This is a genomic window from Candidatus Binatia bacterium (assembly GCA_036382395.1).
Lineage (GTDB): Bacteria > Desulfobacterota > Binatia > HRBIN30 > HRBIN30 > JAGDMS01.
In genome coordinates, this window is record DASVHW010000231.1 from 1 (window position 1) to 7,817 (window position 7,817).

7 protein-coding genes and 2 pseudogenes are annotated in these 7,817 nt (G+C 65.3%); 2 read left to right on the forward strand and 7 right to left on the reverse strand.

What is annotated here, in order from left to right:
* Positions 1-146: 146 nt before the first annotated feature.
* The 7 genes and pseudogenes from VF515_10595 to VF515_10625 form a co-directional block, all read right to left on the reverse strand.
* A complete protein-coding gene (locus tag VF515_10595; protein ID HEX7408081.1) occupies positions 147-2,699 on the reverse strand; it encodes a DUF748 domain-containing protein in 2,553 nt (850 codons plus the stop codon).
* A 75-nt stretch (positions 2,700-2,774) separates the two neighbouring features.
* Positions 2,775-3,016: pseudogene (locus VF515_10600) on the reverse strand (type II toxin-antitoxin system Phd/YefM family antitoxin).
* 677 nt (positions 3,017-3,693) lie between these two features.
* Entirely contained in the window at positions 3,694-4,362 is a 669-nt protein-coding gene (locus VF515_10605) for a hypothetical protein (GenBank protein HEX7408082.1), read from the reverse strand.
* 100 nt (positions 4,363-4,462) lie between these two features.
* Positions 4,463-4,591 carry a hypothetical protein gene (locus VF515_10610; GenBank protein ID HEX7408083.1) on the reverse strand — a complete coding sequence of 43 codons (129 nt, stop codon included), beginning with the start codon at positions 4,589-4,591 and terminating at the stop codon, positions 4,463-4,465.
* A 146-nt stretch (positions 4,592-4,737) separates the two neighbouring features.
* Positions 4,738-4,986, reverse strand: coding sequence for a hypothetical protein (locus tag VF515_10615; protein HEX7408084.1), 249 nt, complete (start codon positions 4,984-4,986; stop codon positions 4,738-4,740).
* Positions 4,987-5,325: 339 nt separating this feature from the next.
* Positions 5,326-6,681 carry a serine hydrolase gene (locus tag VF515_10620; GenBank protein HEX7408085.1) on the reverse strand — a complete coding sequence of 452 codons (1,356 nt, stop codon included), beginning with the start codon at positions 6,679-6,681 and terminating at the stop codon, positions 5,326-5,328.
* A gap of 50 nt (positions 6,682-6,731) precedes the next feature.
* Positions 6,732-6,974: pseudogene (locus VF515_10625) on the reverse strand (transposase).
* A 496-nt stretch (positions 6,975-7,470) separates the two neighbouring features.
* On the opposite strand from VF515_10625, the gene VF515_10630 reads away from it, so the two are divergent.
* Positions 7,471-7,689, forward strand: a complete 219-nt coding sequence (locus VF515_10630; protein HEX7408086.1) for a hypothetical protein — start codon at positions 7,471-7,473, stop codon at positions 7,687-7,689.
* A gap of 2 nt (positions 7,690-7,691) precedes the next feature.
* Positions 7,692-7,817 (forward strand): universal stress protein (locus VF515_10635; protein HEX7408087.1); only part of this gene is annotated, 126 nt, incomplete at its 3' end.

Below are 7,817 nucleotides of genomic sequence, written 5' to 3' on the forward strand. Positions count from 1 at the left end.
CTATGATGCCTGGGCATGGTTGTTGTCTCTCCGGTGAGTGAGGGGAAATGAGGTCGAAGCACAAGCCAGCGAACGCTTACTGACTATGGGAGTTTTAGTCGGGAGAGTTGCCTGCGGGCAAGCACGTCAAGAGCGCGGCGGCTCGATCACCACGCTGCCTGCAGCTCGACGTACACCCCCGGCTTCCCCGTGGCCTCGGCCCTCACCAAAGGGCGCCAGGGGGCCATCATGAGCCGTGCTGCTGCCAAGCCGGTGCCGACCAACGCCTCGCGCACGGCGGCGGTGCGTTGGTTCGCCAGCGTATCGCCGCCGTCGGCGCCGACCGCCCGAATGTCCTCCTCCGTGATTTGCGGCAGGAGGACGAGGGCGAGGTCTTGGTGCGCTTGCACGATGCGGGCGATCTGCGCGACTCGGTCGCTACCGGCCTGCTCCAGGGAGGCGCTTCCAACGGGAAACGGGATCGGGGTGATGGCGAAGGCGTGCGGCGCCCCGCGAGTGCCGAAGAGGCTTCCCAGGATGCGCAGCGGGCTGGTGAGCGCGCCGACGATGGCACTCCTCACCGCCTGGCCGAAGATCGATCCGAGTGCGACGCTGCGCGCCCTCGTATCGACCGCCACGGGTAGCGTCAGCTCGATCTCCCCGGAGACGTTCTTGATCAGGCCGAGCGCGATCGGGAGCGGCACGCCGCTTTGGTCCTGGATGACGTCCAGACCGGTCTGCAGGACGTCGACCCCGCTGAGAACTATCTCGGCCGTCGCGCCGAGCAGGGGCGGCGCGGGCTCCACCTCGGCGCTCAGCGACAGCCGACCCGACGTAACCTTGTAGCCCAAAAGGGGAGACACGTAGGGGTTCAACGACTCGAGGAGCACGTCCTTCAGGTCGGCTCGGGCCTGCAACCCACGCGTGGTGAACGACCCCGAAGCCTCGACGGGGCTGAGTTCGTCTTGTTTGCCCGCGACCGTGAATCTGCCGAACGTCGCTTCCGGCAACAGGATCTCGCCGGCCTGCGCCGTCACGTCGGTGAGGATGGTCCAGTAGGCCGACTCCAAGGTGGTGTCCATGTACTCCACTTTTCCGCCGTCGACCTCGACCCGCCCGAAGCGCACCCGATGGCCCGCCTCCCTCGGCGCCGCCTTGGCGGAGGCAGTGGACCGTTCCTGGCCGCTGCCGCTGAAGACGGCATACGGGAAAGTGCCGCTGGGACGCCGCAGCACCATGACGTACGGGTAGCTCAGCTTCAGCGACGACACGTCGACCTCGCGGGAGGCGGAGACATCGATCGCGAACTCAACCTCGGCGGCGTGGACCGCGAGGACCTCGGCGGACCGGTCCGGGTCCGGCGGGGCGGTGTGAACATCGCGCAAGAGCAGCTTTCCGTCCAGGCGTGGCGCACCGTCCCGATACCGGATGCGGAGAGTGCCGTCGCCCGTGCCCTTGGCCAAACGCAGGGGAAGCACCGCGGCAAGCTCCGTCCACGGAGGGAGTGCAAGGCCCTCGAACTTGACAACGCATTCGGCATCGAGTGGATCGGCGCCCAGTGCGCCGTCGATGGTGAGCGCGCCGCCCCCGCCGACGTTCGCCCGCACGGCCACCGGGGTGGCATGGCCGCGGTCGATCCCATCCCAGCGAGCGGACTCCAGGGCTAGCGTCAGCGCCGTTTCCCCGCGGCGCACACTAACGTTACCGCCCCGCAGCTCGATCGCACCGGACCGGACCGTCCAGGAGGACGCCGCCGTGCCGCCACCAATGCGCAGCGGCAAGACCACGCCCTCCTCGACCAGCGCCACGATCAGCACGGGGGCGTCCAGCGTGACGGCGCCGAGATCGACGCGCCTGCGGGCGAGGTCTACCCGGATCCCAGGTATCGAGATCCGCTTGGCGGAAAACTCCGTCCCGGCGTCGCCGACGATACGTGCGTTGCCGACACTCACATCAAGCCGCAGCGTCTGTCCAGGAGGGGCGTTCCTCGCTGCGTAGGTCGCATGGACGTCGAGCGTGCCGCTGAACCTCTCCAATCCCTGCGGCAGGGGGATGACGTCGGGGTTCACAGCCAAACCGGGAACGGCGATCTGGGCGTCGATCTGTGTAGCGTCACCCGCGACGTGAAGGCGCGCATTGGCTCGTACGGGCGTACCGTCGAGAGCCCCTTCAGCGTGGACGGACAGACCCAGCTCGGACCCGCCCGTCGCTTCCTGGAGGTCTGTGGCGACGAGTCGAGTGATCGCGAGCTTCGCATCGCGCGTCTGGCCGCGCACGGGGTACCTCACGGTCAGCTCGCCCTTGCTCACAACGAGTTCGCGCACGGCGACGGCGGGCGGCGTCCACCGAGCGGCCCCCTCGCCGCCGAGACCTCCGAGCCGGGGCTGATAGTCCGCGTCCAAGCGCACCGTGCCGACCGGCGCATCGACGTCGACCCGATCAAGAACGACGTCCCCTCTCAAGAGGCGGTACAACCCGACGTCGACGGACAGCCGCGCCGCCGAGAACCGGTCGCTTTCTCTGCCGATGGAAATGCGCCTGGCGGTGACCACGCCGATGAAGGGATTCCACGAAAGCTGCCCGATCGTGACCGGCATGTGCAGCCTCGCGCTCAACGCGCGCTCGAGAGCGGGTCGGGCCAACCAGGGCAGCGACACGCACGACGCGACGGCGATGACCAGCGCGCCGAGGGCGAAGCGGTACCGGCGCAAGAAGATCATTCGGATAACCGAGGGACCGGCATTTCGACGCCACTTGCAGCGGATTCTGCCCAGGTGGACGCGCCGCGCGCTGCGTCAGCGATCTTCACGGGTGAGATCGCTGATGTCCTCGGGTAGCGACGCGCCGAAGTCATCAGGGACGACGAATTCGCCGGCACACAGTCCAATTGGGCGAAGTTGCTGCACCGCGCGATATACCGCCGGATTTCCTCAATCGGCTCCCGGTCTTGTACAATGGTGAAGGCCTCCCGGGCTTGAACGTGCCGGAGGTAGCCCGGCACGTCCTTCTGGATCTCCTTGATGGTCACCGTTGTCATACAGCGATTCTAATAGGGTGGCGGAAGCCCTGCAAACAATCGTCGAGAGGCGGGGAAAAGGGACCAGCTGGTGGGAATGGGATCAAGCCCAGAGTACGCCAGGCGAACTTCCCCGTACCGGGTGCAGTCGCCAGCGCTGCGTAGCACGCGCGTTTATCTCTGCCACTTGTCGGCCCACGTCGACCTTGAAGATCTCAGGCTTGGCGTCAGCGCGCGCGTATTCCTCGGTTCCTGATTGGCGCTTCCCCCGGAGCTCAACGTCGGTTCAGGCTGTCTCGCCGACCGACCAGTCTCTTGCTGTCCCCATCCGCGGGCCTGGTACGCGGCGAGTTTTTCCTGGATGTTTCGCGGACTCCCAATAACAGCTGCGCTATTGTCCGACCATCTGACGCGCGGCTGCTGATTCATCCCGCTTGGACCGTGCCCGTATAGTCGGCCTGGGGCTGTGTCCCCGCTCTGACGGTCGAGCAACCGAGCAATGAGCTCACCGATCCGGTTCCACCACTTCATGCTTGTTGCCATTGTTATTTCCTTGTGATTCCAAGGTTCGCGTGGGCGATGTCGCATCCCTGGTTGCCGCTGCGGCTTGCGGTCGCTTCCCTCAGTGTTGCTGACCTGCGAAGGATCCTTCTGGGTGCGCTGATCGCTCCCAGGTTGCTGAACGTACTCGCACGGGTTCACTGCCGGGGCGCGAGGAAGGTATCGACACAGGTTGTCGTCTCGCTCGGAGGTCGAATCATCCCAAGGAACGTGCCCGAATACGAGGCGAAAGCGCAGCTCCCAGGGCGGAAACGTCGCGGTTCGCGCAAGTCCATGCTGAGCACATCCGCCGACCCCAGGCGCACCGCTCGCAGTGTCATCTGTCCCGCCAGTGGCTGCGGAGCCTCCTCACTTCCCACCGTATACCCGACCATTTCGGCACGGTCGCCCTGTCGGGAGTCCACGATCGCCCGCAGCACCAGTTCCTGGTCGGCGACGAATGCCAGATAGACGTCTCTGTTCGAAGCTGATGCCTTCTCCGCGGGCCCACCACGCACCGGCGCTTGCGAGGCGGGACTGCTCCAGATAACCACTACGTCGGTCGCGCACACCTCGCCGCCGCCACCGAACGCTACGCCCCGGTAGACGCAGAATGTGGCTGCCGGCATGTCGCTCCCGAAGTGGTACGGACAGCGTTCCGGAACTGCGTGCGCCCGGGCAGTCTGCGGCGCCGGCTCTGCGAACGCGGCGGCCGCGACTCCGTCCAGTTCCGGCAGCCTTGCTGGCGGCTGTTGCTCGGCGAGAACCGCTGCCTGAGCGCAGCCCACGGTGATCGCCAACATCGCAAGTGCCCGGAGTGCGTTCATTGTGACGTCAACTGTTTTGCTCGTATGACCACATTGCTCCGGCCCGCGACAGTCGTGGGAAAATCCTGCTCATACAAAACCACGGTGCCTGCGACACACTCTACTCACAGGGGGTGCCGAGGTTGCGCCACTCGCCGTCGTCGCAGCGGAAGGTGATGCCCGCCTTGCAGATGCTGGATTGCGTCGCCACTGCAACTCTGCGTGCCGCCGGAGGCGTAATCAGAAACATGATCTCCTCCCTCTGTCTGGCTGCGATCACGGAAACCGAAGCCGTTTCAACTCGATATGTCCGTTCGGGAATCTCGGCATTTTTGTCTGCTAGACGGTCACCTAGCCCGGACGCGACCCACAGTCGCTCTGATGTCGGTCCACTCGTCACAAGTAGAACAGAAACAACCGTTGGAATCCCTCGCGCTGAAACACCAGCGGGGCTTCCTTCCAGAAGTGCTGCTCTCGGTAGGCCGGGTGATCGCATAAGCAGCGCTGGCACTGGGGACAGACCTTCGAGCGCTCCTCGGCATGCGTGCACCAGGCGGCGGCAAAGATATCGAACTGCTGCGTGCAGTAGGGACATACAACCGAGTGGCTGGGGTGCTGCAATCTTGAAGCGCGACGGATCATCACGCCGGGAACCCTGATGCAAGCACCGCGCCAGCAAAGTTGATGGTCAGACGGGGGTCCTCGTCGGCTACGTCTTCCTACTGTTGCCGTGAGAATCGGCCAGAATTCCCGCGCTCGTGAAAGCGAGAGTGCCTCAGTGCAAGAAGGAAACCTTGGAGCGAGTCGCGAAGAAGCTGGGCGTGGTGTTGAAGGTAGACATTGTAAAGCCGTAACTGTCCCTCCGTCAGATCTTCCGCAGTGTCACCGCCGTCCCGTACGCCGCCACCTCGCTCATGATGCTGGCGATCTCGTTGACCGGGAACGTCGCCGAAGTGCGATGGAATTGATGAGACTAATGAACCTTCAGCGGAGCGCGCGGATCAGGTCCGCCACTAGCTCGGGGGTGCCGTCGCTGCCGTCGTCCGGTATCGACAGGCCGAGGCGCACCACCACGAGCTTCGCCGACGGCACGACAACGACGTACTGTCCGCTGTGCCCGCGCGCAGCGTAAGCGTCGGTCGGCAGCCCCGGCCACATGCGCTGGGCGCGATCGTTCGGCGCGCCGGCGTTCAACCACCACAGCGCACCGTAGCGGCCCTCGGGCGCCGCTGGCGTTGGGGTGGTCACGTAGCGCACCCAGCCATCGGGGAGGATGCGCTGGCCGTTCCACATGCCGTCGCCCCGATGCAGCTCGCCGAAGCGTGCCCAGTCGCGCGCGGTCATGAAAACGAATGACGACCCGATAGGCGTACCTGAGGCGTCGGGTTCGAAAAACGCGCTCGTCATCCCGACCGGGTCGAACAGGCGCTCGTTCGCGTAGCGCACGAAGGCGGTGAGATCGCCGCCGAAGCTGTCACGCAACAGGCGCGCGATCACATTCGCGGTGCCGCTCGAATATGACCATTTGGTATCGGGCGGCGCTTCCAACGGCGTCGACGCGGCAAACGCGCCCATGTCGTTCTTGGTGAACAGCATGCGCGAAACGTCGTTGATCGCGCCCTGATGCTCGTCGAAGGCCAGCCCGCTCGACATGCGCAGGAGCTGGTCGAGCGTGATGGCATGGCGCGGATCACTCGGCGCCGACCACTCCGGCACCGGTACCGATTCGCGCAGCGCCAGCCGGCCATCGGCCACCGCAATACCGACCATCGCTGCGGTCACGCTCTTTGCCATGGACCACGACAGCATCGGCTTGTCAGGTCCGTATCCCGGCGCATAGCGCTCCGCGATCAGCCGGCCGTCCTGGACCACGACGACGGCTTTCGTTTGGCGCAGACGCTGCGGGTCCGGCGGTTCTGGCTCGCGGAAGGCGCGCTCGATCGCGGCCGCCACTTCGGGAGGCGCCGTCGCGGCCGGGCCGGCGCCGCCGTCGGGCCACGGCACAGTCGCATCCAGCGCGCGCCGGGGCAGATCGACTCCGTGCGGCAGTCGCATGCCATCCTCGCTGCCGTCGGGCAAGAGCGTGCAGCCGAGGCCGCGCCGGTACACGGCGCGCACGCGGAGCAAGCCGAGCGCGCTCGCTTCCGTATCCTGGTCGGAGACCGCGACGTGCAATACCGGCCCGAGCGGTGCGATCTCGCGGGAGACGTAGTCGCGATAGACCTGCGCCGCGTCCTGGCCCGAGTTGAGCGCCAGCGAGCAGGTCACTTTGGCGGCGTACCCGGCAGCAACGTGCGTCGCGATCCACAACCAACGTGCGCCCACGATGATGGCCGCCAACAGCCCGAGCGTAACTGCCAGAGTGATGAGTCTCCGCATGCGTGTCTCTCCTCCCCGGGGTGCCACTCCACTTTCGCCACTACCCGCCGCGGTCGGCTCCAGCTCTGCGCCTGATAGCGGAAGCTCGCGTAGCTGCGTCGCACGTCCTTCGGTGGCCGACCCACGGGACGCTTGAGGAGGTGACCGATCCGTGCCTGGAGCACCTGATTGGCGGGCAGGCGAATGGCGTAGTGGAACCCCTCCGCTTCCAGGAACTCGTACAGCTCCGGCACAGCGAAGGCGGCATCGGCCCGTAGGTGCGGGTGTCGGTCAGGATTTCTCCGGCCATCTCTGTCAAGCCGAGCGCGTCGTCGAGTTCCTGGAAGACAAGCAGCCCGGCGTGCAGCTGGCCTCGGTGCCAGTGCCGCCCACGCCAGCGGCCAGCGCCGCAGGTGGCTTGGCGATGACGACCAAGGCCGATATGCAGAATCCCACCATGAGTCGTGCACGTACGCTGTCGTTGTCATAGCACCTTCTCTGCTCGTGCTGTCTCGGGGCCGGATGGCCACAACTCATTCACACGGACTCACTGAGTAATCAAGTTGAGAAGCCAGTCGTGATGCCAACTCCGCGTGAGCCATGGTCGTGAGGAGCAATGCCACACCGGCCACGAACCACATCGATCGCGACATCGAACCCCTCCTCACGCTACACAACTTGCTCCACACCACTCCTGGATGCATAAGTGGTCGCAGCGTTAGGTAGTACACCATCGAGGAGAGCGTCAAGCCAAACAGGGAGGAGGCGGAGATGGACCGAGCACAGTTACGAATCGCTGATTTGAAACAACGCCAGCCTCGCAACACGCGGTTGATGAACGTGAAAATACCGGCGCATGTGCACGATGCGATCACCGCGTTGGCGCGGCAGCTCGGCACCTCGAAGACTGAGATCATCAGCGCCCTGCTGAATGCGGGGTTGGAAACGGCAGCGAAGTTGCGCAGCGGGACTGGGCACAGAGGGGAGTGAACGTGCACAGCCGCATCAATCGCATTCTGGTTCCCGTCGATTTCTCCCCCGATTCTCAGAATGCCCTACGGTACGCTGCTGACCTCGCCGCCGCGTGTGGTGCAGAGATCATGATGTTGCATGTGGTT

Coding starts and splice junctions, on each gene's coding strand:
- VF515_10605 (HEX7408082.1), bottom strand. CDS start 4,362: ATGAACGCACTCCGGGCACTTGCGATGTTGGCGATCACCGTGGGCTGC.
- VF515_10630 (HEX7408086.1), top strand. CDS start 7,471: ATGGACCGAGCACAGTTACGAATCGCTGATTTGAAACAACGCCAGCCT.
- VF515_10610 (HEX7408083.1), bottom strand. CDS start 4,591: ATGTTTCTGATTACGCCTCCGGCGGCACGCAGAGTTGCAGTGGCGACG.
- VF515_10595 (HEX7408081.1), bottom strand. CDS start 2,699: ATGATCTTCTTGCGCCGGTACCGCTTCGCCCTCGGCGCGCTGGTCATC.